General features: G+C 68.4%; 19 protein-coding genes. 10 read left to right on the plus strand and 9 right to left on the minus strand.

The features are described from left to right. Positions 1 to 177: 177 nt before the first annotated feature. On the minus strand, positions 178 to 993 hold the full coding sequence (locus OPU67_RS15105) for an NAD kinase (protein WP_267621096.1): 816 nt from the start codon (positions 991 to 993) through the stop codon (positions 178 to 180). Positions 994 to 1,194: 201 nt separating this feature from the next. Here OPU67_RS15105 and OPU67_RS15110 point away from each other — a divergent pair, with 201 nt between their 5' ends. Together OPU67_RS15110 and OPU67_RS15115 are read left to right on the plus strand one after the other, a co-directional pair. After that, positions 1,195 to 1,980 carry an EAL domain-containing protein gene (locus OPU67_RS15110; protein WP_267621098.1) on the plus strand — a complete coding sequence of 262 codons (786 nt, stop codon included), beginning with the start codon at positions 1,195 to 1,197 and terminating at the stop codon, positions 1,978 to 1,980. Positions 1,981 to 2,258: 278 nt separating this feature from the next. Next, positions 2,259 to 2,612: a hypothetical protein gene (locus OPU67_RS15115; RefSeq protein WP_267621100.1), complete on the plus strand. Its 354-nt coding sequence runs from the start codon at positions 2,259 to 2,261 to the stop codon at positions 2,610 to 2,612. On the opposite strand, the gene mfd is transcribed toward OPU67_RS15115, so the two are convergent. Both mfd and OPU67_RS15125 read right to left on the minus strand, forming a co-directional pair. Further along, positions 2,609 to 6,124: a transcription-repair coupling factor gene (gene mfd, locus OPU67_RS15120; RefSeq protein WP_267621102.1), complete on the minus strand. Its 3,516-nt coding sequence runs from the start codon at positions 6,122 to 6,124 to the stop codon at positions 2,609 to 2,611. The two genes, OPU67_RS15115 and mfd, sit on opposite strands and share 4 nt — an antisense overlap. Before the next feature lie 144 nt (positions 6,125 to 6,268). Beyond that, positions 6,269 to 6,547, minus strand: a complete 279-nt coding sequence (locus OPU67_RS15125) for a succinate dehydrogenase assembly factor 2 (protein ID WP_267621104.1) — start codon at positions 6,545 to 6,547, stop codon at positions 6,269 to 6,271. 72 nt (positions 6,548 to 6,619) lie between these two features. Between OPU67_RS15125 and recG the strand changes: the two genes are divergently transcribed. Next, the gene (recG, locus tag OPU67_RS15130; RefSeq protein ID WP_267621105.1) at positions 6,620 to 8,695 is read left to right on the plus strand and encodes an ATP-dependent DNA helicase RecG; all 2,076 of its coding nucleotides are present in this window, start codon (positions 6,620 to 6,622) and stop codon (positions 8,693 to 8,695) included. Here the strand turns inward: recG and OPU67_RS15135 are convergent. The 3 genes from OPU67_RS15135 to OPU67_RS15145 form a co-directional block, all read right to left on the minus strand. Beyond that, complete coding sequence (locus OPU67_RS15135; protein WP_267621107.1) at positions 8,692 to 9,192, minus strand: low molecular weight protein-tyrosine-phosphatase; 501 nt, start codon at positions 9,190 to 9,192, stop codon at positions 8,692 to 8,694. The two genes, recG and OPU67_RS15135, sit on opposite strands and share 4 nt — an antisense overlap. 127 nt (positions 9,193 to 9,319) lie before the next feature. Next, the gene (locus OPU67_RS15140) at positions 9,320 to 10,720 is read right to left on the minus strand and encodes an ABC1 kinase family protein (RefSeq protein ID WP_267621109.1); all 1,401 of its coding nucleotides are present in this window, start codon (positions 10,718 to 10,720) and stop codon (positions 9,320 to 9,322) included. 72 nt (positions 10,721 to 10,792) lie between these two features. Further along, positions 10,793 to 11,566 carry an SDR family NAD(P)-dependent oxidoreductase gene (locus OPU67_RS15145; RefSeq protein ID WP_267621111.1) on the minus strand — a complete coding sequence of 258 codons (774 nt, stop codon included), beginning with the start codon at positions 11,564 to 11,566 and terminating at the stop codon, positions 10,793 to 10,795. 76 nt (positions 11,567 to 11,642) lie between these two features. On the opposite strand from OPU67_RS15145, the gene OPU67_RS15150 reads away from it, so the two are divergent. Together OPU67_RS15150 and OPU67_RS15155 are read left to right on the plus strand one after the other, a co-directional pair. Then, on the plus strand, positions 11,643 to 12,110 hold the full coding sequence (locus tag OPU67_RS15150) for a DUF3429 domain-containing protein (protein WP_267621113.1): 468 nt from the start codon (positions 11,643 to 11,645) through the stop codon (positions 12,108 to 12,110). Positions 12,111 to 12,204: 94 nt separating this feature from the next. After that, positions 12,205 to 14,571 carry an EAL domain-containing protein gene (locus tag OPU67_RS15155; RefSeq protein WP_267621115.1) on the plus strand — a complete coding sequence of 789 codons (2,367 nt, stop codon included), beginning with the start codon at positions 12,205 to 12,207 and terminating at the stop codon, positions 14,569 to 14,571. A 97-nt stretch (positions 14,572 to 14,668) separates the two neighbouring features. Here OPU67_RS15155 and OPU67_RS15160 read toward each other — a convergent pair whose 3' ends face one another. The 3 genes from OPU67_RS15160 to OPU67_RS15170 form a co-directional block, all read right to left on the minus strand. After that, entirely contained in the window at positions 14,669 to 16,396 is a 1,728-nt protein-coding gene (locus OPU67_RS15160) for a hypothetical protein (protein WP_267621117.1), read from the minus strand. Between the two features lie 342 nt (positions 16,397 to 16,738). Continuing rightward, a complete protein-coding gene (locus tag OPU67_RS15165) occupies positions 16,739 to 19,453 on the minus strand; it encodes a TonB-dependent receptor domain-containing protein (RefSeq protein ID WP_267621119.1) in 2,715 nt (904 codons plus the stop codon). Between the two features lie 111 nt (positions 19,454 to 19,564). Next, the gene (locus OPU67_RS15170) at positions 19,565 to 21,094 is read right to left on the minus strand and encodes a hypothetical protein (protein WP_267621121.1); all 1,530 of its coding nucleotides are present in this window, start codon (positions 21,092 to 21,094) and stop codon (positions 19,565 to 19,567) included. A gap of 345 nt (positions 21,095 to 21,439) precedes the next feature. Here OPU67_RS15170 and OPU67_RS15175 point away from each other — a divergent pair, with 345 nt between their 5' ends. The 5 genes from OPU67_RS15175 to OPU67_RS15195 form a co-directional block, all read left to right on the plus strand. Next, positions 21,440 to 21,853, plus strand: coding sequence for a hypothetical protein (locus OPU67_RS15175; protein WP_267621123.1), 414 nt, complete (start codon positions 21,440 to 21,442; stop codon positions 21,851 to 21,853). A gap of 200 nt (positions 21,854 to 22,053) precedes the next feature. After that, positions 22,054 to 22,386 (plus strand): TrbC/VirB2 family protein, encoded by a 333-nt coding sequence (locus OPU67_RS15180; protein WP_420709030.1) that lies wholly within the window; start codon positions 22,054 to 22,056, stop codon positions 22,384 to 22,386. 7 nt (positions 22,387 to 22,393) lie between these two features. Then, on the plus strand, positions 22,394 to 22,678 hold the full coding sequence (locus OPU67_RS15185) for a type IV secretion system protein VirB3 (RefSeq protein WP_267621125.1): 285 nt from the start codon (positions 22,394 to 22,396) through the stop codon (positions 22,676 to 22,678). 27 nt (positions 22,679 to 22,705) lie between these two features. Next, a complete protein-coding gene (locus OPU67_RS15190; RefSeq protein ID WP_267621127.1) occupies positions 22,706 to 25,237 on the plus strand; it encodes a VirB4 family type IV secretion/conjugal transfer ATPase in 2,532 nt (843 codons plus the stop codon). Between the two features lie 29 nt (positions 25,238 to 25,266). Further along, positions 25,267 to 26,141 (plus strand): type IV secretion system protein (locus OPU67_RS15195; RefSeq protein ID WP_420709031.1); only part of this gene is annotated, 875 nt, incomplete at its 3' end.

Raw genomic sequence — 26,141 nt, forward strand, 5'->3', positions numbered from 1 at the left:
CAACAGTTTGCCATGGTGAATCACCAATCCGCCCCCAACGATACCCCCCGTGAGTCAGATTCCACAGGCTTTGGTATGAGCCCTCAGCGAAGCCCGGGAAGGGTGTATTATTGGGCTAACACACCTTCGTTCGTTCACGCGCCGGGCCTGCATCGTGTGCGCATGACTTTCGTCAACTTACGCCGTCACGAACTGCTCGGCGACGATCCGCTCCTCGAGGCTCTGGCCGGGGTCGAACAGCAGCGTCAGATCGGCATCGCGCGCGATCTGGAGGCGCACCTCGGCGATGTCGCGCAGCTCCTTCTGGTCGGCGACGGCGGCGACCGGGCGCTTCACCGGTTCGAGCACCCTGAGGATGATCGGCATCCGGTCGGGCAGGATCGCCCCGCGCCAGCGCCGCGGGCGGAAGGGGCTGATCGGGGTGAGGGCGAGCATCCTGCTGTCCAGTGGCAGGATCGGCCCCTGCGCCGAGAGGTTGTAGGCGGTCGAGCCCGCCGGCGTCGCCACCAGCACCCCGTCGCACACCAGCTCGCGGATCCGCACCCTGTCGCCCACCGTCACCTCGATCTTGGCGGTCTGGCGCGTCTCGCGCAGCAGCGAGAGCTCGTTGATCGCGCACAGGGTGTGGGTCTCGCCGTCCTGCGTCACCGCCTCGACGCGCAGGGGGGAGATCGTCCAGTGGCGCGCCTTGTTGACCCGCGCGGGCAAGGCGGCGCGCTTGTCGTAGCGGTTCATCAGGAAGCCGACCGTCCCGAGGTTCATCCCGTAGGCCGGGATCACCTGCCCGGCATCGAGCATCGCGTGGAGCACCTGGAGCATGAAACCGTCGCCGCCCAGCACCACCACGGCCTCGGCCTCGGCCAGCGGCACCCACTCCCCTTGGCCAAGCAGCGCTTCGTGCGCTTGCTGCGCCCGCTCGTTGTCGGAGGCGAGCAGGGCCAGCTTCTGGTAACCCGCCCCGCCCGTTGCACCATTGCCGGAATTGCCGGACATCACTCTCCCTCCCGAGGACAAAAGCGGCCACCACAGTGCTTATCCCCGGCGCGTCACTTGGCATGAACCCTGATGTGCCAGATTCGGGCGGATTGCAATTGATGCGAGGCAGGTTGCAAAGCAAGGCGTAAGGGGGAACGGGGTAAAGGGAGCGCGATGGAACAGGGTCGGACATCCTTGCGGGGGCCTGTGCGCGGGGCATTGCCCGGCGTCAGCCCCGGCGTGCTCGAGGCCGACCTGCTGCGCGCGCTCGACCGGCGCGAGATCGAGGTGCTGTTCCAGCCACAGTTCGCCTGCGCGACCGGCGCGCTGGTCGGGGCCGAGGCGCTGGCGCGCTGGCGGCACCCGACCCTCGGCCCGATCGGCGCGCGCGACCTGTTCGCGGTGGCCGAGCGTGCGGCGCTCGTCGCCCCGCTGTCGCGCCACGTGGTGGCCCGCGCGCTCGAGGACGCCGCGACCTGGCCGGAAAACCTCACCCTGTCGCTCAACATCACGCCCGAGGAGCTTGGCGATCCACGCTTCGCCGCCGATTTCGCGGCGCTGATCGGACGCTCCGAGATCGGGCCGCAGCGGCTGATGCTGGAGATCACCGAGGACCTGCTGGTGCGCAATCTCCCCCAGGCGGCGAGCGCGCTGAAGGCGTTGCGCGGCCTCGGCTTCCGCACCGCGCTCGACGATTTCGGGGCGGGGTTCTGCAATTTCCGATACCTGCGCGAACTGCCGCTCGATGCGCTCAAGCTCGACAAGGCGATGGTCGAGGGCATCCCCGCCGATGCCACCGCGCTTGCGGTGCTGCGGGCGATCGTCGCCCTCGCCAAGGCGCTGGGCCTTGCGGTCTATGCCGAAGGGATCGAGGACGAGATCCAGCGCGCCGCCATCACCGCGGAGGGCTGCGACTACTGGCAGGGCTTCCTGCGCGCCCAGCCGATGCCGAGCGAGCGCGTCGTGGCGCTCGCCCGCACCGCGCGCGGCATGGGACACGGCTGACCGGCTCGGCTGAGCCGCCCCTCAAGCCCGACCGCGGGTGCCCGTGCTGGTCACATTGATCAGGGGCCACCATTTGCGCGAGCGCGATGATGTCCGCTCCATCAAGGGAGACGAGACATGGCGCAAAAAGGTGCGGGCGGAAACCCGGGAGCGATCACGACCAAGGGCGGCGACGGCGCGGGCGAGGGCGGGGCCTTCGTGGGCACCCGCCGCTACCGCCCGCAGCAATGGGACGAGGCGAGCGATGGGCGGCTCTATCGCTTGGGCGGCGGCGAGACATGGTTCGGCTTCGACGGGGTCGCGATCTCGACGGCCTTCCGCCCGAGATCCTGCTCGTGCCCCTTGCCGGGCACACCTGGGGCCATGCCGGAGTGGCGGTCCGCGACGCGGGCGGATGGATGCTTCACGTGGGCGATGCCTATTTCTATCGCGGCGAGGTGGGCGCGCAGGAATACGCCTGCACTCCGATGCTCCGCGGCTTTCAGGCGCTCATGGAAGTCGACCGCTCGGCCCGGCTCGCCAACCAGGCGCGGCTGCGGCAACTGTCGCTGAAGCACGGCGGCGAGGTGCGGATGCTCTGCGCTCACGACCCGGTCGAGTTCGACATCCTCGCTGGGCAGACGGGCAACTAGGCCGCCTTCTTCGCCTTCGCCGCCTTCTTCACGATCCCGCTCAGGCCCTTGGTGAGCTGGAACAGGCCATTCAGCCGGCTGCGCGGATCGCCCCACGCGCGGTTGATGACCAGCTTCATGTCGGGGCGCAGCTTGGCGGTCTCCTTGCCACCTTCGTTCAACCGCTCGACATAGGCGACGAGGCCGGCGGGATCGGGGAAGTTGTCTTCGTGGAAGGTCACCAGCGTGCCCTTGGCGCCGACGTCGATCTTGGCGATGCACGCCTCGATCGCCTGGTGCTTCACTTCGATCAGCCGGATGAGGTTCCTGGTCGGCTGCGGAAGATCGCCGAAGCGGTCGATCATCTCGGCGGCGAGGCTTTCGATCTCGTGCTGGCCCTCGGCCTGGTTGAGGCGGCGGTAAAGCGCCATGCGCACTGCAAGATCGGGTACATAGTCCTCGGGGATCATGATCGGCGCATCGACGGTGATCTGCGGCGTGATCTTGTCGCGCGGTTTCTCGAGGCCCATCTCGCCCGCCTTGGCGGCAAGGATCGCCTCCTCGAGCATCGCCTGGTAGAGCTCGAAGCCGACCTCGCGGATGTGCCCGGACTGCTCGTCACCCAGCAGATTGCCCGCGCCGCGGATGTCGAGATCGTGGCTGGCCAGCTGGAACCCTGCGCCGAGCGTATCGAGGTCGCCCAGCACCTTCAGCCGCTTCTGTGCGATCTCCGACAGTGCCACCCCCGCCTCATGCGTCAGGTAGGCATAGGCGCGCAGCTTCGCCCGCCCGACGCGTCCGCGCAGCTGGTAAAGCTGGGCGAGGCCGAAACGGTCGGCACGGTGGATGATGATCGTGTTGGCGCTCGGGATGTCGAGCCCGCTCTCGACGATCGTGGTCGACAGCAGCACGTCGTACTTTCGGTCGTAGAAGGCGCCCATCCGCTCCTCGACCTCGGCAGGCGCCATCTGGCCGTGGGCGGAGACGGACTTCACCTCGGGGACGTTCTTGTGCAGCCAGTCCTCGACATCGGCCATGTCGGAGATGCGCGGCACGACGATGAAGCTCTGCCCGCCGCGGTGATGTTCGCGCAGCAGGGCCTCGCGCATCACCATGTCGTCCCACTCCATGACGTAGGTGCGCACCGCGAGGCGGTCGACCGGCGGGGTCTGGATGGTGGAGAGTTCGCGCAGGCCCGACATCGCCATCTGGAGCGTGCGGGGGATGGGCGTCGCGGTCAGCGTCAGCACGTGGACGTCGGCGCGCAGCTGCTTGAGCTTTTCCTTGTGCGTGACGCCGAAGCGCTGCTCCTCGTCGACGATCACGAGCCCCAGGTTCTTGAACTTGGTCGACTTCGAGAGGATCGCGTGGGTGCCGACCACGAGGTCCATGTCGCCGCTCTCCAGCCCCTCTCGCGTCTCGGCGGCCTCCTTGGCGGTGACGAGGCGCGACAGGCGGCCGACCTTCAGCGGGAAGCCCGCGAAGCGTTCCGCAAAATTCTGGTAGTGCTGGCGGGCGAGCAGGGTGGTTGGAGCGACCACCGCCACCTGCTGCCCGTGCATCGCCGCGACGAAGGCCGCGCGCAGGGCCACCTCGGTCTTGCCGAAGCCGACATCGCCGCAAACGAGGCGGTCCATCGGGCGCCCGCTTTCGAGGTCGCCCAGCACATCGGCGATGGCGCGTTCCTGGTCCTCGGTCTCGGACCAGGGGAAGCGGTCGGTGAACTGGCCGAGGCTCTGGGGATCGGCGGGGAGGGCGGGGGCCTGACGCAGGGCGCGTGCGGCGGCGACCTGCATCAGCTCGCCGGCGATCGCTGTGATGCGCTCCTTGAGTTTGGCGCGGCGGCGCTGCCATGCCTCGCCACCCAGTTTGTCGAGCGCCACCGCCTGCTCGGACGACCCGTAGCGGGTGAGGACGTCGATGTTCTCTACGGGTATGAACAGCTTGTCGCCGCCCGCATATTCGAGCGCGACGCAATCGTGCTGGCTCTGGCCGACCGGGATTGCCTCGAGGCCAAGATAGCGGCCGATGCCGTGTTCGACATGGACCACCAGGTCGCCCTGCGACAATGCCTGAAGCTCGGCGAGGAAGGCGTCGGAATCCTTGCGCTTCTTCTTGCGCCGCACCAGCCGGTCGCCGAGGATGTCCGCCTCGGTCAGCACCTCCAGCGTATCGCTGGCAAAGCCTGTCTCGAGCGGCAGCATGACCACCGCGACCTTCTTCTTCGCCGCGAGCCCGAGCGCGGACTGCCACGTGTCGGCGAGCACGGTCGGCGCGCCCGCCTCGTCGAGGATCGCCGCCATGCGCCGCGCGCTGCCGTTCGAATAGGCGGCCACCAGCGCCTTGCGACCGTCCTTCAGCACACCCTTGAGGTGCGCTGCGGCCGCCTCGTAGACGTTCTCGCCGCGCCCGCGTTCAGGGGAGAAGTCCCGCCCCGAGCGGAACCCGAAATCGAGCACGCCCGCCTTCTCGTCCGAGGCGAAGCCCGTGGCCCGGTGCGCGGGCAGGCCAGCGAGCGCGGCGTCGAACTCGTCGCGCGTCAGATAGAGCGCATCGGGCTTGAGCGGCCGGTAGGAGCCCTTCCGCTCGCCCGCGATCCGGCCGCGCTGCTCGAAGTAATCGGCAATGTCGCCGAGGCGGTTCTCCGCCGCCCCCGCCGCGCCCTGGTCGATCACCACGAGGTCGTTTTTGCCGAGATGGTCGAACAGCGTCGCGAGCTTGCTCTCGAACAGCGGCAGCCAGTGCTCCATTCCGGCAAGGCGGCGCCCCTCGCTGACCGCCTCGTAGAGCGGGTCCTGCGTCGCATTGGCACCGAACAGCTCGCGGTAGCGGGTGCGGAAGCGCTTGATGCTCTCCTCGTCGAGCAGCGCCTCGGAGGCGGGGAGCAGCAGGTGGCTGTCGATCCGCTCGATCGTCAGCTGCGTCGCGGGATCGAACAGGCGCAGCGATTCGAGCTCGTCGCCGAAGAAATCGAGCCTGAGTCCCGAATCGAGCGAAGAAGGGAAAATGTCGACGATCGACCCGCGCACCGCGAATTCGCCGTGGTCGATCACCGTGTCGGTGCGGCTGTAGCCCTGGCGAGTGAGGAGCGCGGTAAGCGCGTCTTGCGCGATCTGCGTGCCGACCTTGAACTCGCGCACGCTCTCGCGCACCCGGAACGGGGTGAGCACCCGCTGGAGCACCGCGTTCACGGTGGTCACCAGCAGTTGCTGCGCAGCGCCCGGCTGCTGGAGCTTGTGGAGCGCAGCCAGCCGCTCGGCACTGATCGAGAGGGCCGGGCTGGCCCGGTCGTAGGGCAGGCAGTCCCAGGCGGGGAAGGTCACCACCTCGACCTCGGGCGCGAAGAAGCGCGCGGCCTCGGCAGCGGCGCGCATCGCGGCATCGTCGGGCGCGACGAACACCGCGCGGCGCCCGCCCTTTGTCCCGGCGCCGGCGCGTGCCAGATCGGCGAGCACCAGCGGCACGCTCGCGCGCGGCAGCGAAGCGAGGGTCAGCGGTTCGCGGGCCGCGAGGATGCGGTTGAGGTCGGGCATCGGGATCTTTGCTTCCGGTCGGCGGCGTCGATGGGCAGATAGGCCTTGCGCGCCCTTCGACAAGTTCGGGGCGGACGATAGGTTCCGCCCCTTATCGCGCCGCACTGCGCCTGTCGAACGGCGCGGGCGCGCAGCGGCGCAGGATCAGCGCGGAATGTCGACGTAATCGAGCTTCTGCATGGCGGTGAGCAGTTCGCCTGCGAGGTGCCCCGGCGGCGGCTGCGTGCCTAGCGCCCAGGCCATCACGTCCACGTCGTCCTCGTCGAGCAGAGCCTCGAACCACGCGAGCTCGGCCTCGCCCCAGGCGGCGTGATAGCGGTCGAAGAAGCCGCCGATCATGTAATCGGCCTCGCGCGTGCCGCGGTGCCAGCTGCGGAATTTCGCCCGGGCAAGGCGCTGTTCGAAGGGAGGGGCGTCGGTCATGGGGATCACCTAGCCACAGCTCTCGTCGCCTTCAACTCGCATTGCGGCCATGCCGGTGTTAGCGAGGCCGACATGCGCCCCGAGGCTCTCAATCCGCTGTTCGCCGAAGTCCAGACGCTCGAGGGCGTCGGGCCGAAGCTGATGAAGCCGCTCGAGAAGCTGGGGCTCTGCCGGATCAAGGACATCGCCTACCAACTGCCCGAACGCTTCGTCAGCCGGCGCGCGATCACCAACCTCGACGAGGCGAGCGAGGGCGAGCAGGTGATCGTCGCGCTCACGCCCATCGAGCACCGCGCGCCGCGTGCGGGCAGCCGCGGGCCCTACCGCGTGCTGGCGCAGGATGCGGGCGGCAACATCCTGTCGCTCAACTGGTTCGGCAAGGCGGCGTTCAGGGCGAAGAAGCTCCTGCCGGTGGGCGAGCGGCGCTGGGTCGCCGGGCGGCTCGACCGCTATGGCGATATGCTCCAGATCGTCCACCCCGATCACATCGAGGCCGAGGGCGCCGCACAGATGGGGCGATTGTCGGAGCCGGTCTATCGCCTCTCCGAAGGTCTGACCCAGCCGCGCATCGCGGACTTTGCCGCGCAGGCGCTGGCGCGGCTCCCGGAACTGCCCGAATGGATCGAGCCCGGCCAGCTGGAACGCGCAGCCTGGCCGGCCTGGGCCGCGGCGCTGCGGCTCGCGCACGAGGGCACCGAGCCCAAGGCGCGCGATCGGCTCGCCTATGACGAACTGCTGGCGAACTCCCTGGCGCTGCTGCTGGTCAAGGCCGACGGACGACGCCGGCGCGGGCAGGCGCTGGCGGGGGACGGGGCGCTCCGGGCCAAGCTGCAACTTCCCTTCGGCCTCACCGGGGCGCAGCAGCGCGCGATCGGCGAGATCGAGGGCGACATGGCGCAAGAGGCGCCGATGCTGCGCCTGCTCCAAGGGGACGTCGGAGCGGGCAAGACCGTGGTCGCTCTCAACGCCATGCTGATCGCGGTGGAGGCGGGCAAGCAGGCCGCGCTGCTCGCCCCCACCGAGATCCTCGCGCGCCAGCATTTCGAGACATTGCGCAAGATGCTCGGGCCGACCGGCGTCGAGATCGCGCTGCTCACCGGCCGCGCCAAGGGGCGTGAGCGCGAGAGCATCCTGATGGGCCTGCTCGACGGGTCGATCCAGCTGCTCGTCGGCACCCACGCGATCTTCCAGGACACGGTCAATTACCGCGATCTCGGCCTCGTGGTGATCGACGAGCAGCACCGCTTCGGCGTTGCCCAGCGCCTCGCGCTCGCCGCCAAGGGCCTGCGCGCTCCGCATACGCTCGCGATGACCGCGACCCCGATCCCACGCTCGCTGACGCTGGCGCAATATGGCGAGATGGACGTCAGCCGCCTCGACGAGCTGCCTCCCGGGCGGCAAGCGATCGACACCCGCGTCGTCGCGATGGAGCGCATCGACGAGGTGGTGGAGGGGCTCGCCCGCCATATCGCCGGCGGGCAGCAGGCCTACTGGGTCTGCCCGATGGTGCGCGAGATCGATGGCGTGCCCGACATGGCCGACATCGCCGCCGCCGAGGCGCGCTTCGCGGCGTTGAACGAGCGGTTCGGCGATGCCGTGGTGCTCGTCCACGGCCAGCTGCGGCCCGAGGTGAAGGACGCCGCGATGGAGCGTTTCGCAACCGGCGCGGCGCGGCTGCTGGTCGCGACGACGGTGGTCGAGGTCGGCGTCGACGTGCCCTCGGCAACTCTGATGGTGATCGAGCAGGCCGAGCGTTTCGGCCTCGCCCAGCTCCACCAGCTGCGCGGCCGGGTGGGACGGGGCGCGGAGAAATCGACCTGCCTGCTGCTGCGCTCGGCGCAGCTGTCCGAGACCGGCCGGGCCCGCCTTGCCCTGATGCGCGAGACGCAGGACGGGTTCCGGATCGCCGAGGAGGACCTGGCGCTGCGCGGCGGCGGCGAGCTGCTCGGCACGCGCCAGTCGGGCGAGGCGGGGTTCCGGATCGCCGATCTCGAGCAGGTGCAGCGGCTGCTCCCGGCGGCCCATGCCGATGCGCGGCTGCTGATGGAGCGCGACGGCGGTCTCACGAGCCCGCGCGGCGAGGCGGCGCGGCTGCTCCTCTACCTGTTCGAGCGCGATTGGGGCGTGCAGCTGCTGCGGGGCGGCTAGGCGCGCAGCGCCTGCGCTTCGCGCTGCAACCGCGCGAGCCAGGCTTCGACCCCGATCTGGATCGCGTCCCACGCCGCATCGAAGGCGGCGGCATCGCCATAATAGGGATCGGCCACGCCTTCGCCCTCGCGGCCCTGGACCGCGTCCATCAGCATCGCAAGCTGCGCCGTCGCATCGCGCGGTGTGCGGGCGCGCACGCCTTCGAGGTTGGCACGATCGAGCGCGATAATGTGGGTGAAGCGGTAGAAATCGTCCCGTTCAATCTGCCGCGCGACCTGCCCGCCGATGTCGATCCCGTGGCGTGCGGCGACAGCGATGGCGCGCCCATCGGGCTGGCTGCCGACATGGTAGGAGGCGGTCCCGGCCGAATCCACAAGGCAGGCGAAATCGCCATCCCGAGCGCGCTCGCGGAACGCGCCTTCGGCCATCGGTGACCGGCAGATATTGCCGAGACACACGAACAGCACCCCAATCTTGTGCTCGATCCCCCCGTGCATGGCGAGTGCGTTAGACCAAAGATCAGCCCGTGTCTACAGGCTATCCTGTTGGTTTCGCGGGAACATCCTTACCGGTGCGCTAAGGGTGCCGGGCGGTGCCTAGACAGCGAGCGGCACATCTGGCGTATCAGGCTGCGGCAGCCGGGCTTGCCGCCGTGCTCGCCAGCACCTCCTCGGTGATGCGGCGGACATTCACCTTCGCCTTGAGCCGCGCGCCGAGCAGAGCAGTGCCGGAAACCTTGCGCTGCACGAACAGGGTCTCGATCGGCGGGAAGGCCCAGGTGTCCTTGTCCTGCGCGATCGCCATCCCCTCGTCGCGCAGCAGCGGCACGAAGGCGCGGTTCCCGAAATCGAAGGGCGCGTCCTCGCGCATTTCGCCGATCACGATGTCGATCATCCGGTTCACCCGTTCGGGGTGCTTCTCGGCGACGATCGGCATCATGAAGCCGGCCTCGATGGTCGCCTTGAGGACCTGCTCGGCATCGCCCTCGAGCCCCGCCGCGAGCATCCGGCGATAGCCCTGCGCCACCGCCGGATCGACCGGGCGGCAGGCGCCGAAATCGAGCAGCACGATCTCGCCTGTCTCGCGCCGGTAGCGGAAGTTGGCGAAATTGGGATCGGTCTGCATGACGCCGAAATCGAACAGCTCGCGCGCGACGAGCCGGATCAGCCGGGCGAAGACTTCATCGCGCCGTTCGGCGGGCTCGTTGCCGAGTTCCTCGATCGAGACGCCTTCCTCGAAGCTCATCGCGAGGATCGAGCCGCGCGTCAGCCCCTCGTGGAGGCGCGGCACCACGAAGCCGGGGACGTCCGCCAGCCGCTCGCGATACATCGCCATCTGCGCACCTTCGCGCTGGTAATCGGCCTCCTCGTGGAGCTGCTGCTTGGCCGCGGCCATCAGCTTGTCCATCTCGAGCTCGGGCGGGGCGAAGCCGGCGACCTTGAGCAGGGTCATCACGTTGTCGACATCGCTGTCGATGCTTTTGGCGACGCCCGGATACTGCACCTTGATCGCCAGCTCCTCGCCGTCGCGGGTGAGGGCCTTGTGCACCTGGCCGATGCTCGCGGCGGCGATGGGGCGGGGATTGAACCAGCGGAACTGCTTGCGCCAGTCCGGGCCCCATTCGGCCTTGAGCACCTGGTCGAGCTGCCTGGTCGGCATGAAGTTCGCCTGATCGCGCAACGTCGCGAGGATCTTCGAGAGCTCGGGCGGCAGGAAGTCGCCCGCATCGAGGCTGATCATCTGCCCCATCTTCATCGCCGCGCCGCGCAGGTGCGAGAGGCGGTCGGTGAGGCGCTGGACATTGCCCGGCGTCAGGATCAGGTCGCGTGCAGTGATCCCCTCGCCAGCCGCGAGCCGCCGCGCCCCTTCCGCCACCATCCCGCCCGCGACCCCGCCGACGAGGCGCCCGAAGGTGCTGATCCGCGCCACCCGGCCCGCGGGCACGGCGCGCTGGCGGGCGCGGTCTTCGGGGCGGTCGGCGAAGTCCGGGCCAAAGGAGCCGGGGTCTTGGTCGTTGTCAGACACGGGGGAGGGTGGCTTTCGGTCAGCAGGGCGTCGATGATGAGGCGAACGGTTGGAGGCTACGCGCGTTCCGGCTCAGGAGATGCACAGGCCTCCGTCGACGGGCAGGCATTGGCCGGTGATGTAGTCGGAATGGGGCGAGGCGAAGAACACCGCAAGGCCCTCGAGCCCCGCATGATCCCCGGGGCGGCGCAGCGGGATGCGGCGGCTCATCCACTCGGCGAACTTCGGGTCGGCCTTGGCGGTGATGTCGGTCTCGTAATAGCCGAAGAGGAGCGCGTTGGCGGTTATCGCGTGGCGCGCAAGCTCAAAGGCGGCGGCGCGGGTCAGCCCGTTCAGCGCGGCCTTGGAGGCGGCATAGTCCGACGAGCGGTTCACCCCCATGATCGACTGGCCCGATGAGGTCGCGATCAGCTTGCCGCCGGGGTCGCCCTCCTTCGCGCGGGCGATCATGTGCCGGGTGACGTGCTTGTAGACGAGCGCCGCGCCGCGGGTGTTGATGGCTAGGGTGTAGTCCCGGCCTTCCGCCGTGATGTCGGGTATCGCCGTGCCTGCACCCGATATGCCGGCATTGGCGAAGCAAACGTCGATCCGCCCTAGTGCGGCGAGCACCTTGCCGACCGCGTCCTCGATCTGCCGGTCCTCGGCCACGTCACAGGTCAGCGCCAGGACCTTGCCTGCGCCGAGCTCGCGCAGTTCTTCGAGAGCCGCCGCGTTCTTGTCGTGATTGCGCGCGAGGATCGCGACATCGGCCCCCGCTTTCGCAAGGCCGCGCGCCATGGCGAGGCCGAGCCCGCCGTTGCCGCCGGTGACGAGGGCGGTGCGGCCGCTGAGATCGAACAGGTTCATGGCCCGGAAGGTGGCCCAATCGCGCAGGCGAGGCAAGCGGGCGGGAACCGCCGGCCCCCACGGGCTTTGTCGCGCCATGGACGGACAAACCTCGCTTTCGCCCGCCGCGCGCGCGCTCGGCTATGCCGGGCTGCTGCCGCAGGCGCTGTGTGTCGGGCTGCTGCTGATCGGCCACGAATGGCGCTACACCGCGCTTGCCGGGGGCTTTGCCTATGCGGCGGCGATCTTCTCCTTCCTGGGCGGCGTATGGTGGGGGCAGGCGGTATCCAGCGCGCGGACAGGCGGCGCTGCCCCGGCCGGCGCCTATGCGATCGCCGTGCTGCCGAGCCTCCTTGCCGTGGCGCTGTTCCTGCCGTGGACCTTCGGCTGGGAATGGCCGGGCCCGGCGCTGCTTTACCTCGGTGCGCTGATCCTCGGCTCGCCGCTGATCGACCGCGCCATCGGCCATGCGGCGCCCGATTTCCTGCGGCTGCGCTGGCATCTCTCGCTCGGCCTCGGGTTGCTGACGATGGCGCTCGGACTACTGGCCGGCCGCGTGATCTGATCGCGCGCCGGGGCGGGCGAGGACGATCCTTCGCAATGAATTAACCATTGCATCCTAGGGTTCGGGCGGGTCTCCCACGGGATAAGCGCGCCTGATGATTGCCTGGTTTTCCTCCCTAGCCGACAGAATCCGGCCCGCGCGCGCCTTCGCAGGGGAGGAGGTGCGCGACGGACAGGGCGACACGCCCTCCAATTCCGGCGCCGCCCTGCTGCGCGGCAAGCGCTTGCGCGTGGCGATCTGGGCGGCTTTGTTCGGTCTGTTTGCCGGAGCCATCGATCTGCCGCTTCCGGTAGAGGACCTCTACCGCGCGGTGCGCGCGGCGGTGCGACAGCAGCAGGCGCCGCAGGACATCGCGATGATTGCGATCGACGACAAGACCATCGACGCCTTCAACGGCAAGTTGCCCGATCGGGCGGCGGACAGCCGCATCATCGATCGGCTTGCGTCGGAGGGCGTCGGGCGCATCGTCTTCGATCGCGCACAAGCGTCTGCCGAGACCCCGGCGGGGGATGCGCTCTTCACCAGCACGCTGGCGCGTCACAAGGGCAAGGTGTGGCTTGGTATGGTTCCGAGCCATCGGGCGGGGTTCCAGACCGTGGAGCAAATCCTGCCCCGTCCGGAGTTTCGCCGCGAGGCGAACCTGGCGATGATGAACGCCTCCGGCAGTCCCTTTTTCCTCTCGATCCGCTTCAAGAGCGGGGCCGAGTTCGAGGGACGGCAGGTTCCGGCGCTTTCCGCAGCGCTTGCCGAATACGCAGGCCCTGACCGGGTCTTCCGACCGGATTATGCCTTCGATCCGCGCACCGTGCCGACGTTCAGCTATGTCGATGTGCTTGAAGGGCGGATCACCGCAAAGCAGCTTGCCGGCAAGAACGTGGTTATCGGCGAGACTTTCTATCAGTCGTCCGACTTCTATCACTACCCCCTGAGTTATGGACGCATTCCGGGGGCCTATTTTCACATCATGGGCGCGCACACGCTGAAGCGTGGCACGCCCGTCGACCTCAAGTGGTATCCTGCGCTCGCGCTTGCTGCGGCGATGATGGTCTGGCTGGCACGTGGCCAGTCGCGTTCGCAAAGCCGGCTTGTGTCCCTCGCCATCGGCCTTGCGATCATCCCTCTGCTTCTCGACGATTTCGGGGTCAATCTCGATATCATGCCCGCGCTCTTGGCGCTGATCTGGGCGGGGATCGGGTTCCAGCGGATCAACCGCAAATATTTCCGCGGCGATGTTGATGCGATGAATACCACCGCGATCAGCTCCCAGCGGCCCAGCCCCGAACATGACGTCTACGCGCTCAAGATCGCCAATCTCGCCGAGCTGTCGGAGGATTGGTCGGTCCGCGAGACCGGGGATTTCGTCAACACCCTGATCTCCTACGTCAAGGGGCCGAGCGCGATCAGCGATGTCGCGTTCGAGCGGGACCTGCTGGTTTGGCTCGCGCCGCGCATGGATACCGTCGAGCTCGAACGCCATGCCGATGGACTTGCCCTGATGCTCAAGACCGCGATCAGCCACGATTGGCAGTCTTCCAACAATGCGGCCGCGCTGGGCATCGACACGAACCATGATCTGCCCGTGGCACAGCGCATCAAGAAGGCCATGCAGGCGGCCGACGAAGCCGCGCAGCGGGGCGCGCGTTTCATCATCAATGACGCCGCCTATCTCGAAGCGCGCAACCAGCGGCTGGAGATGATCCGGATCCTCGAGAGAGGCCTGCGCGAACGCGACATCAAGGTCGCCTACCAGCCCAAGATCGATCTCGCCTCGGGCCGCATCGTCGGCGCCGAGACGCTGATCCGCTGGAAGCCCGACGGGCAGACCTTCGTCGACCCGCAGGAGCTTGTCCTTGCAGCCGAAGCCGGCGACCGCATCAACGAGCTGACCCTGGTGGTGCTGGAGACCGCGCTGGTTGACGGGAAGCGGGCGCTTGCGCTTGACCCCCGCTTCAAGCTGGCGGTCAATATGTCGGCCAAGAGCCTCTCGGACACGCATCTGCTGTTCGACATCATGACGATGCTCGGCCGCTACCACTTCCCGCCCGAGAACCTGACGCTCGAACTGACCGAGACAGCGAAGCTCGAGGACCAGCGGATCGCCCCGCAGGTCGCCGCTCTGAAGGCCCGCGGAATCGGCCTGTCGATCGACGATTTCGGGACGGGGCAATCCAACCTCGAATATATCGAGAAGCTGCCGAGCTCCGAGCTCAAGATCGACAAGCGCTTCGTCCAGCACATGGCGACCTCCGAGGAGAGCCGCGCCGTGGTGCGCGCGACCATCGAGATTGCCCACTCGCTGGGCAAGACCGTGGTCGCCGAGGGTGTCGAGGACTTCGATGTTGCCGCGACGTTGAAGGCGATGGGCTGCGACCAGGCCCAGGGCTACCTGTTCTCGCGGGCGATCACGATGCCCGAACTGCTGGCAATGATGGATGGCGGGCGCGCTGCACTTAACACTTGATTAAGGTTAACAATCCGCTAAAGACGTTCTCATCGTCATGCTGATAGGGAACGATTTTATGTGGGAATGGATCTCGATCTGCCTCGGCGGTCGCTAATCAGCGGCCAGCCGTAAAGGCACGAAAGCCCCGGGAAACCGGGGCTTTTTTAGTTTCCGCCGCCAGACCAACAGGTTGTATGACAAGCCTGCAAAGTGTGGCGATCCGGCTCCTTCCTGCCGCCTTCCCGCGAATCACGGTTAATCGGCATCGGGCGGCACGGATCGCTGTCCGCCGAAGCGCTGCTATAGCAGTTTTTGCGCAGCGTTGGCTGTTGACGCGGACGCGGCCGATCAGCGCGGCCACAGCGAAGCGGTCGCCGAGCCTTAACGCTCCACCATCCGCGAAGTAACCGATCGGCTGCACCGCCAAAAGCGCGCCTGCGCCGGCGTGAGGCACGGGCCGCAATCGCGCAGGCGGGCGGAAGCCTTCGGGAAGGTCGCCGATGATCCACACGTGGGTGAAGGCATCGTAGGGCACCTGTGCGAGGGTTTGCGACAGGTGCGGGTAGAAGTGCCGGTCGCAGCCGTCGGGCAGGACGAATTGCGAGGGGTCCTGGGCAAACGCGCCGGCCGCCGGGTAATGCACCGTCAGCGGCGTCAGACCCGGGACGTTCCATTGATCGTTCACGAACACGCTGCGCCGCGCCATCGCGAAGCCGGCGCTGTGATCGAGCACCGGCAGGTCCCAGGTCGGTGCGCAGGGCGAGATCGAGAAGAAGGCGACGCGCGCGCCGCGCGGGATCGCGTCGAGCGCGGGGAGGAACGCCTCGGTCCGGGCCTCGTACTGCGCATAGGCCGCGCCTGTCGTCACCGTGCGGATTGCCAGGAAGCCGAGCGCGATCACGGTCACGCGGCGCAACGCCGTGCTGCCGAGCGCCCCGACAGGCACCGCAAGCAGCGCGCAGATCAACGCATAGGGCACCAGCCGCACGTCCGCGCCAGCCGATCCGAACACCGTCTTGGGCAGGATCAGGAAAAAGGCGAAGCACAGCAGCGCGGCTATGCCGAGCCTCAGGTCGATCCTCACGGCCGTGCTGCGCACCGCCCAGTAGATCAGCGCGACGACCACGAAGAGCGAGGGCACGTCGATAATCGCCCACTTGACCCGTAGCGCCGAGACCAGCCCCAGGAGCTTGTACATGAAGCCCGAACTGTCGAGGTTGAGACCGCCCGCTTCCGAGCGCCACACGATCATGGGGATGAGCGGCAGCAACAGCGGCGCGCAGGTCGCGACGATCCGCCCCACCGCCGCAAGCGGGCGCTCACGGGCCGCGATCGCCTCGGCCAGCAAGGTCGAGCCGCACAGCAATCCGAGGAAGGCCCAGCCATAAGTGTGGCACACCCACACGCCGAGCCCGGAAATCGCCAGCCACAGCGGTGCGGCAAGCCGCGACGTTCCGCGACGCAGGTGCAGCCACAGCGTGAAGGCCAGCATCGCCAGCGCCATGCCGAGCGAGAAATTGAGGAAGCCGTAGTTGAAGGGCAGGCCGTAGATCAGCGGCAGGGCAGCGATGGCGAAGGGCGTGATGCGCCCGTGGAGTGCGCGGCTCATCAGCAGGATGCCGGCAGCGGCCAGCGCCTGCGTCGCCAGCACGATCAGGCGGATCGCCGGTTCGAGCCCCAGCCAGCGGTGCAGCAGCTCGACGAGGAGGTCCGCGCCGAGATTGCCGATCAGCCGCCACTCGTAGGAGTAATAGGGCTGGAGTTCCGGACGATTGGCGAGATCGGTCTGCATCGCATAGCGACCGAGGTGACCGTAGAGGTCGACGAGCGGCGGGAAACCCACCACAAGGAGGGGAAGCAGCGAAACAAGGCAGAGGAGAGCGAAGGCCGGCCACGTGTCGAGCCACGCTCCGGGGTATGCGGGAGTCCTGTCCGGGAGCCCGGCAGCGGTGCGCGCCGGGATCACGGCGCCCCCATGGCCCTGCGCAATGATGATCGAGCCTGCATATCCCCCGTCTTCCGTCCGAACTGTCCCCGCCTAGACCCACATGCTTAACGAGGGGTTGAGGGGAGGTCCATGGCGGGTTCCGGGGCCGGGTCGCGGCGCGCGGGACAGTGACGTGCGGCGGCGCGGCGATACCGAAGGAAAGGGCGGGGCAAGGCAGGCGCCTCGCCCCGCCGCAGATCAGAACTGCGCCTTCACGCCGACCGAGAAGGCGGTGCCGACGCGGAAGGTGTTGACCTCGACCCGGTTGCTGCCGAGCTGCTGGTATTCAAAGTTGTCGCGGCCGAAGATGTTGCGCACGTCGAAGCTCAGCTCGATCGGCTGGCGACCGAGGCGGATTTCCGAGCGGGCGACGAAATCGACGGTCAGGCCCGGGTTCTCGATCACGTCGGGCAGCGCACCGCCGCGCGATGTGACGCGCTTGCTCGCGTAGTTGAACAGGAATGTCGCCTGCTGGACCTTCTCGGTGTCCTCGATGCCGAGCGAGAGGTTGGCGATGTGGTCGGACTGCCCGACGAGCGGCGCGCCGTCGTCGAACAGCTGGCTGGCGAGCTGGGTGACGTTGCCCGGGATCGGCGCGCGGTCATCCGCGCCGACCGCGATGTTCGACTTGGTGAAGGTGTAGTTGACCAGCACCAAGAGCTCCTTGGTCGAGAAGAAGCCGCCGCCCAGCCCGGCCAGATCGAAGCTGTAGGCGGCATCGAGCTCGGCCCCGTAGAGCTCGGCGCTCGGGGCGTTGGCGAAGCTGGTCTCGATGATGCCGGGTGCGGTGATGAGGAAGTTCTCGATAGGGTTGTCGATCTCCTTGTAGAACCCGGCGAGGCTGACCTTGCGGCGCCCGCCGAAGTAGTATTCGGCGCGCGCCTCGAGGTTGATGAGTTCGCTGTCGATCAGGAACGGGTTGCCGCGGAAGCGGCGGTTGGATTCGGGATCGAAATAGGTCTGCTCGACCAGCTCGCGGAACTGCGGACGCGCGATGGTCTGCGAGGCGGCGAACCGCAGCTGGAGATCGTCGGTCGCCTCCCAGGTGATCGTCGCCGAGGGCAGCCAGTAGCGGTTGGCGATGCGCGTCGGGGTGGGCGTGAAGCCCGCATCGAAGGCGGGATCGGGCGCGGCGGTCTGGAGGCCGTCCTCGAAGCGCAGGCCGCCCTCGACCGAGAGCCGGCTGGTCGGGCGATAGCGGAACAGGCCATAACCGGCATGGACCCGCAAGGCCGCGTCGAACACCGGGAAGGGTGTCGGGTCGGAAGCGGTCACGTTGAAGAAGCCGACCCCGCCCGCATCGGTGGCGAGGGTCGCGCCGTTGAAGATGCTGCCCGGCTGCCGGAGGCCGACCGCGCGCAGGGCCGTGTTGCGCGCGGCGGTCGACTGGAGCAGCGGGCGGATGATGAAGGACAGCGACCGGCGCGTCGTGTCGGTATAGGCATAGCCCGCGGTCAGGGTGAGATCGTCGGTCACCTCGTAGCTGAGGTCAGCGCCGCCGAACCACAGCTTCTCCCGCAGATCCTCGAAGCCCACCTGGATGCGCTCGGTCCCGCCGATCACCGCGCCGACGTCCACGGCGAACTGGCTGCCGAAGGGATCGTTGGGGATGTTGGTGCGGATGTAGGGCACGATCGCGTTGTAGGGCGCCTCGCGATCGGTCTGGGCATAGCCGCCGCGCAGGTCGACCTCGAAGCGGTCGAACTTGAACTCGCCGACGAGCTGCGAATCCATCAGCTGGCGCTCGAACCACCCGGTCTGCTGCGTCTGGAACTCGAAGGGCCGCACGATGTCGGTGAAGGCATCGGTGCCGCGCGCGAGGCGGGCGGTCTTGAGGGTGTCGCGAATGTAAAGGTTGGTCCAGCGGATCGTGTGCTCGCCGATGTCGAGCCCCAGGCCGATAAGGCCGTTCACCAGCACCTTGTTGTCGGTGACGAAGGTGTTGGAATCGAAGATCACCTGGCCTGCCTCGGCATTGCCGAACTGCTGGCTGATGACCGAGCGGTTGCGCCAGCTGTTGGTGATCCCCACCGTCGCGATCACGCCGAGATAGTTGCCGTCGCCCACCTCGAAGGAGGTGCCGCCGGTGAGATTGCCGGAGAAGTTGGCGGGCAGCGCGTCGTTCTTCTGCAGCGTGACGAGGTTGGTCGGCATGATCTGCCCGACCAGCTGGCGCTGCTGCGCGGCGGTCGCGTTGTTGACCCGGGTGCCGTCGGCGATGAGACCCTGGAGGACCGTCGGGAAGTCGCGGTTGCCGTTGTCGAAGCCGAAGGTGTCCCAGCGCGAGCCGAAATAGGTGAGGCCGTTCTGAAAGGTGGTGAGCGTGTCGCCGCTGGCGCTGGCGCTCACCTCCAGAAAGGTCTCTTTCGGCAGCGCCTTGGTGGTGAGGTTGATCACCCCGCCGCCGAACTCGCCGGGGAAGTTCGCCGAATAGGTCTTCTGCACCAGGCCCGAGGAGATCACGCTGGTGGGGAAGATGTTGAGCGGCACGACGCGGCTCAGCGGTTCGGGGCTGGGGAGCGGCAGGCCGTTGAGCAGCGCCAGCGAGTAGCGGTCGCCCAGACCGCGCACGAAGACGCGTCCGTCGCCGACCAACGAGAGGCCGCTGACGCGGGTCAGCGCGCCGGCGATGTCCCCTTCGCCGGTGCGGGCGATGTCCGCCTCCGACAGCACGCTTAGCACCTGGCCGGAGGACCGCTCGGGATTGCGGTTGCGCCGCCCGGTGACGACGATGTTGCCGCCGGGCAGCGAGATGTCGGGCTGTTCGGCCTCTTCGGCCTCGGGCTCGACCGGGTCAGCCGGCTGCGCGGCCGCGTCGGCAGGCGTGTCGGTCTCCTGGGCATGGACAAGCGCAGGACAGCACAGCGACGAGGTCAGCAACAGCACCCCTGCCAGACGTGAAACTCTCGACATGGAACAAGGCCCCCTCATGAATGCCTCTTTGCAATGCGGGCGAGCAGGGCTCGCCAAGAACAAGCGGGAGGCGCCCCGAATGGACGCCTCCCGCTCGCGATCAGGCCGCAATCAGCTCGTGTAGACAGGCAGCGAGGTGCAGGCACCCAGCGGGCTGTTGAAGTTCTGGATCGACGAGTTGCAGGTCCAGCTCTGGAAGATCGTGTTGAGCATGGCCGCGTTCTGGATCCCGCCGATGTAGGTGCGGGTCGGGAAGAAGGTCGACCGGGTGTTGGCGTTGAACGCCGTGCGCGCGTTCTCGCCGTCGCCGTTCACCACGTTGTTGGTGAGGGTGATGGTGAAGGCGAGGTTGTTGTTGGTGCCCGCGTTGATGCGCGCCGCCGCATCGGCGTTGGTCACGCCGGCGCCGCCGCGGACCGGATCGGTCGCCGGGCAGTTGCCGACCACCGAATCCACCCCGATGATCGCCGCCAGCGTGGCGGGCTCGTCGATCTGGAAGCAGTGGTTGGTGCCGGCCCGGATCACGCCGTTGGTGAGGCCCAATGCCGCGCCGCCGCGCGCCTGGATGACCTGCGGCGCACCGGCGCGGGTCACGAAGGTGAAGTTGTTCACCTGCAGACGGGTCTGCGGGGTCGCGTTCGACGGGGTACGGTCGGCGACGTTGGGCGAATCGAGCTCGATCAGGCGGTCGCCGGTGGTCGAACGCTGCACCGCGATCACCGTGTCCATGTTGACGATCGCGCCGGTGTCGACGTCGATCGAATCGTCCGAGGCGCCGATGACGGCCCAGTTGCGAGTGTTGAAGCCGCCGCCGAAGAATTCGAGCCCGTCGTCCGAGCTGTTGAAGCTCATGATGTTCTCGAGCACCGTGCCCGAGCCCGCGCCGCCGGTGGTGAGCGACTGGAGCTCATTGTTGGGCGCCAGTTCAAAGCCCGAATAGCGGATCTGGTTGAAGCGCATCGAGCCCGAGTTGTCAGCGGCGTTGGTGCCGCCGAACGGGGTGGCGACCGCCGCGCCCTCGAGCTGGCCTTCGCAGGTCGGGTTGGCGTTGGGAGCGGCGGTGGTGTTGAACACGCCGGTGCGGCAATCCGAGACCCGCGCCCGGCCGAGCAGCACCACGCCGCCCCACTGCTGGTCGCTGTTGTCGCTGGCAAGGCCGAGCACGTTGTCGCGGCTCGTCCAGACGATCGGGCGGGTGGCCGTCCCGTCGGCAACAAGGCGGTTGCCGCGGTTGGCGACGATGAAGCTCGAGCCGGTGGCGAAGAAGATCACGCCCGGCTCCACGGTCAGGGTCACGGCGGTGTTGGTGCTCGAGAAGCCCTGGTCGGTGCCGATGTTCACCCGGTCGCGGATCTCGTAGAGCAGGCCCGGGATGTAGCGCAGCGTGTCGTTGGAGGTGAAGGTCGCCGGCAGGCGGCACACGCGGTAGGTGCCGGTCGGGCCGGTAATGGTGCCGCCATCGGTGAGGCCGGCGGCGGTGGCAATGGTCGGGCAGCCGGACGCGGGGGTCACCAGCGTCGAGGTCGGCGTCGGGGTCGGAGTAGGAGTCGGGGTGGGCGTCGGCGCCGGGTTGTTGATGATGATGTCGCCGCCCGTGCCCGGCGAGACGATCTCGTCCGCGCCGCAGCCGGCAAGAGCCACAAGGCTACAACCCAAAATCAGAGTGCGTTGTAAGTTTTTCACGAGCGTGGGTCCCCTCTTGAGCCGAGAATCGGTGGTGCGCGACGGCGCTGGGGGCTGGCTAGGCAGGGGCTGTGACAGAATTTCTGCAATGTGACAGACGCGTGTCATGATTCCGTATGTGACCGAACTATGACCAGCGGGGCGCCTGAGGCGGCGGAGGGAGGCGCGCTGGCGTCACAAAGGGCGGTAGTGATTTCAGTGGCTTGACCTCTCGTATTGCATTTCAATGACAATATTACAGTTTTGTTGCATCACCTTCTTGGGTGCGGCATCATGCGCAGGCCAGATGGAGGAGTGCTGCCGATGTCCCTGATTGCCCTTGCCCTTGCGCTGACCGCTGCGACCGCTCCAGCAGGCGCCGCCGCCGCTCCGGTTGCCGGATCTCCCGCCATGCTCACCCCGTCCGAGTCCGCGCCGCGAGATGCCGGGCGCGCCGGCAGGGGCGCGGGCGCGATCGTGCGTGCGAGCCTCGCCGATGGGAATGATCCCGCCGTCCTGATCAACCGCGGCATCGCCTATGCCCAGGCCGGCGACGAAGCGCGCGCGCGCGAGGCCTTCACCCGCGTTCTGGCCCACGAGGAGGTGGTGGACCTCGAGACCGCCGACGGCGCGACGACGGACTCGCGCAAGCTCGCGCGCAGGGCGATGCGGATGCTCGAGCGCGGCGAGTTCCGCGTGAGCGCCGCGCCTGCCGGACAGCTGACCTACCGCGATTGACGCATTTGCCCGCTGGCGGCCGCGCGAGGGCCGCCCGCGCCGCTGTCACCTTCCTGTCATCTGGGTGAGACAAAGACGGGGCTTCTGGAGGCCCCGGACATGATTCGCGCCGCGCCCTGCCGCGCTGTCATTGCTGCTTTGGCCGCCGGTCCCGGTGCCGCCCTTGCGCTCCGCCGTTCGGCGCGCCTGTGCTCTGTGATATGACGAAGGCCAAGATCACTTCCATGATGACCCGCTGTTTTCCAGCCCGTGTTGCTGTTGCTTTGACGCTTGGTCTTTTTCCTGTTTCTGCGTTTGCGCGGTCTTTGGATCCTGCTGGTTCTGGGCCGATTGGTTCTGCGTTGTTGTGGTTGCAGGGGACGTTGCTGGGGACTGTGGCGACGACGGTTGCGGTGATGGCGGTGGCGGCGGTTGGTTTTATGATGCTGACGGGTCGTGTGAACTGGCGGTTTGGTGCGACGGTGATCATCGGGGTGTTTGTGGTGTTTGGGGCGACGACGATTGTCGCGGGCATTCAGTCGGCGGCGGGGTAGGGCGGTTGTGAGCGGGCTTGTGCGTCATCCGGTGCACCGTGCGCTGACGCGTCCGCAGATGTTTGCGGGTGTGACGCTGAACTTCTTCGTCATCAACCTGATGGTGACGACGATCGCGTTCTTGATCCTGAAGAGCTGGTGGATCCTGCCGGTGCCGGCGGTGATGCATGGGGTGGGGTATTTTGCCTCGCTGCGCGAGCCGCGGGTGTTCGACCTGTGGATCACGAAGGTGAGCAAGTGCCCGCGGGTGGCGAACTATGCGCGCTGGGGGGGCAACTCCTATGCGCCATGAGCGCGTGGCCCTGGGGGAGCATCGCTGATGGCGAAGTGGCTGGGTGCGGCGGCGTGGGGTGCCAAGGAGGCGCGGGTGGGCGACCGGCTGCCCTATGCGCGGCTCATCGATGCGAGCACGGTGCTGCTGCGCGACGGGAGCGTGATGAGCGCGGTGCAGGTGCCCGGGCTCTTGTTCGAGACCGAGGACAGCGATGCCCTGAACGCGCACGCGGCGACGCGCGAGGCGATGCTGCGCTCGGTGCTCGATGCGCGCTTCGTGCTCTATCACCACGTGATCCGGCGGCGGGTCGAGGTCGAGCTCGACGCGGCCTTCCCCGATCCCCTGAGCCGGCACATCGACGCGCGCTGGAAGGAGCGGCTGGCGGGGGGCGCGCTGTTCGTCAACGACCAGTTCGTGACGCTGATCCGGCGTCCGGCGCGGGGCAAGGCGGGGGTGCCGGAGCGGGTGGCGAAGCTGCTGTCGCGCGGGCGTGGACGTGGGCGGGGGCAGGATGCGCTGGAGCCGGATCCCCGGGACGTGAAGAGCCTCAAGGCGGCGATCACCGGGCTGGTCGCCTCGCTGCAGCAGTACGGGGCGGCGGTGCTGGGCGAGTACCGCGCGCCGGGCTCGCCTGACGGCACCAACACGGAGCTGCTCGAGCTGCTGAGCGCGCTCTACAACGGCGAGATGCGGCCCGTGCGGCGGCCTGCGGAGGGGACCGACATCGGGCATATGCTGCCCTACCGGCGGGCGAGCTTCGGGCTCGATGCGATGGAGCTGCGCGGCAGCGCGGGGGCGGACTTCGCGGCGATCCTGGGGCTCAAGGACTATCCCGAGGCGACCTCGCCGGGGCTGCTCGATCCGCTGCTGCGGCTGCCCTTCGAGATGGTGGTGACCGAGAGCTATGCGCCGGCCGAGCGGACCACCGCGAGGGAGCGGATCGACCTGGCGCTCAGGCGCTCGCGCTCGGTCGACGAGGAGGCGGCGGCCGAGCGCGGGGAGATGCTCGCCGCGCGCGATGCGCTGGGGAACGGCGCGGTCGGCTTCGGCGACCATCACCTCACCGTGCTGGTGCGCGAGCGGACGCTGGGCCGCCTCGACGAGGCGGTGGCGGCGGCGGCTGCGGTGCTGGCCGACACCGGCGCGATCGCGGTGCGCGAGGACGTCAACCTCGAGCCCGCCTTCTGGGCGCAGTTCCCGGGGAACGAGGACTATATCGTGCGCCGGGCGCTGATCTCGTCGGCCAACATGGCGGGGTTCGGGAGCTTCCACGGCTTTGCGCTGGGGCAGGCCGAGGGCAACCACTGGGGCGATGCGGTGACCTTGCTGGAGACGACCAGCGCGACGCCGTTCTTCTTCAACTTCCACGCGGCGGGCAGCGGCGGGGGGGACCTCGGCAACTTCAGCGTGATCGGCCCGTCGGGCTCGGGCAAGACGGTGGTGATGAACTTCCTGGCGGCCCAGGCGCAGAAGTTCGCCCCCCGCACGATTTTGTTCGACAAGGATCGCGGCGCGGAGCTGTTCATCCGCGGGATCGGCGGGCGCTATGACCGGATCAGCCCGGGGCTGCCTACGGGCTTCAACCCGCTGGCGCTGCCGGACACGGCGGCCAACCGGGCGTTCCTGCGCGACTGGCTGGGGGTGCTGCTCGAGGCCGAGGGGCCCGAGGAGCTGGCGACGATCGCGGCGGCGGTCGATGCGAGCTATGCCAATGATCCGCGGCTGCGGCGGCTCGGCCACTTCCGGGAGCTCCTGGCGGGCACGCGGCGGCCGGCGCCGGGCGACCTTGCCGACCGGCTCTCGGCGTGGCTGGGAGAGGGCGAGCACGCCTGGCTGTTCGACAATGCCACCGACCGGCTCGATCTGGGCACGCGGGTGCTGGGCTTCGACATGACCGCGCTGCTCGAGAGCCCGCGGCTGCGCACGCCGGTGATGATGTATCTGTTCCACCGCATCGAGGAGCGGTTGGACGGGCAGCCGACGATGATCCTCATCGACGAGGGGTGGAAGGCCTTGGACGATGCGGTGTTCGCCGCGCGGATCCGCGACTGGCTGAAGACGCTGCGCAAGAGGAACGCGCTGGTCGGCTTCGCGACGCAGTCGGCGCGCGATGCCTTGGACAGCCGGATCGCGGCGGCGCTGGTCGAGCAGACCGCGACGATGGTGTTCATGCCCAATGCCCGGGCGCGGGCGGAGGATTACTGCGACGGGTTCGGGCTGACGGCGCACGAGTTCGCGCTGATCCGCAGCCTGCCCGCGCACAGCCGCGCCTTCCTGGTGCGCCAGCCCGACGCGAGCGTGGTGGTGCGGCTTGATCTGTCGGGGGCGCCCGAGGTGCTGACGATCCTGTCGGGCCGGGAGAGCGCGGTGCGGCGGCTCGATGTGTTGCGCGAGGGGCTCGGGGATGCGCCTGCGGCGTGGTACCCGGCGCTGACCGGCCGGGCGTGGCCTGGCGGGGAGGGGCCGGGCGAAGGGGGGCCTGACGATGCCGGCCCCGATGATCTTGGCCCCGATCTCGGTCCTGTTGACGGGGCGCGCGCTGCGGGCGGCGATCTCTTCTCGCAGGCCGCCGAATGAGCGCGGTGTGTGATCAGGCGGCAGGGGCCATGGGCAGCGGGGTGTCCGCGGCGCTGACCGCGGTCGACTGCATCGCGAGTGCGATGAGCGAGCAGGCCTTCGGGCGGCTGTTCGGCAGCGAGGGGCAGCTGGCCTTTGCGCTGACGATCGTGCTCGGGCTCTATGTGGCCTTCTTCGGCATCTCGCTGATGCTCGGGCGATCGAGCCTGTCGGTGCGCGCGCTGGTGCCGAAGATGATGACGCTGGGGCTGGTGCTGACCTTCGCGACGAGCTTCGTCGCCTTCTCGAGCGTGTTCTACAACATCTTCGTGGGCGGGCCCGACCAGATCGCGGGCATCCTGACCGGCGCGGGCCGGGGCGAGAGCGCGACCGGTGTGTTCGCGCAGAAGCTCGACGTGGTGTTCGTGGCGGTGCAGCAGGCGAGCGGGGATGCCAAGGACATCGGCGCCTTCAGCCCGCCGGGGATGATGTGGCTGGGGGCGATGCTGCTCCTGCTGGGGACGGTGGGCCTGCTTGTGACGGCGCGGATCGCGCTGGCGCTGCTGCTGGCGGTGGGTCCGATCTTCGTGGTGCTGGCGCTGTTCGAGGGCACGCGCGGGCTGTTCGCCGGGTGGCTGAAGGGGGTGACGATGATGGCGCTGGCGCCGCTGTTCGCGGTCTTGGGCGGCTCGATCATGCTCGAGCTGGCGGTGCCGGTGCTGGCGGCGCTGGTGCGGGCGCCCGGGCAGATCGACCAACAGGCGGCGATGGCCTTCTTCCTGGTGGGCGCGGTGCATATGGCGCTGATGCTGCTGGCGCTGAAGGTGGCGGGGACGATGGTGGCGGGCTGGCAGGTGTTCGGGCGCGTTCCGGACCGCGCGCGCGGCGGCGATGCGGGCCCGCGCGCGGTGGCGGTGCCGGTGGC

This window comes from Erythrobacter sp. WG, assembly GCF_026586795.1.
GTDB lineage: Bacteria > Pseudomonadota > Alphaproteobacteria > Sphingomonadales > Sphingomonadaceae > Erythrobacter.